1 protein-coding gene is annotated in these 511 nt (G+C 55.8%); it reads left to right on the forward strand.

The genetic code is table 11. The annotated features are described in order from the left end of the window. Positions 1-78 precede the first annotated feature (78 nt). Positions 79-511, forward strand: a 433-nt coding sequence (locus tag ACU8YC_RS26275; protein WP_446896158.1) for a hypothetical protein, incomplete at its 3' end; no start/stop codon positions are given.

The following is a 511-nucleotide window of genomic DNA, read 5'->3' on the forward strand; positions in this document are numbered from 1 at the left end:
GGGTGCCTTACGAAGGAGGGCTTCTTTGGAGCTCAGCTCAAGCTCGCACCCGACGGGGATAGAAGACTGGGGAAAGCATTGCTCAATGATGGTGGCCTGCTCATCAGCCGGGCAAATACAAGGGACCTGGTCGGCATTGTGGGCGTATACCGCGTTATTGGTACGCCTTGCACTTACCCGGATTTAATGATGCGGCTGATGCCGTCCGAGGAAACCAGCGCCGAGTTCCTGCAGTTAGTTTTGCAATCGAGCAAGGTGCGTCGGCAAATCCAGGGTTCTGCATCTGGAACGTCTGAAAGCATGGTGAAAATCAGCTCAGCAATCGTTACCGGCTTAAAAGTTGCCATTCCGAAACCTGATGAGCAGAGCGTAATCCTGTGTCGCTCCAAGGCACTAGATGCTCAACTGCAAAGCGAGCTGCAGGAGCTAGAGGTCCTGCGGGCGATCAAAGCCGGCCTTATGGACGACCTGCTAACCGGCCGCGTCCGCGTCACCCCGCTGCTGAAATCTC

The organism is Citrobacter sp. VF227, from assembly GCF_052950715.1.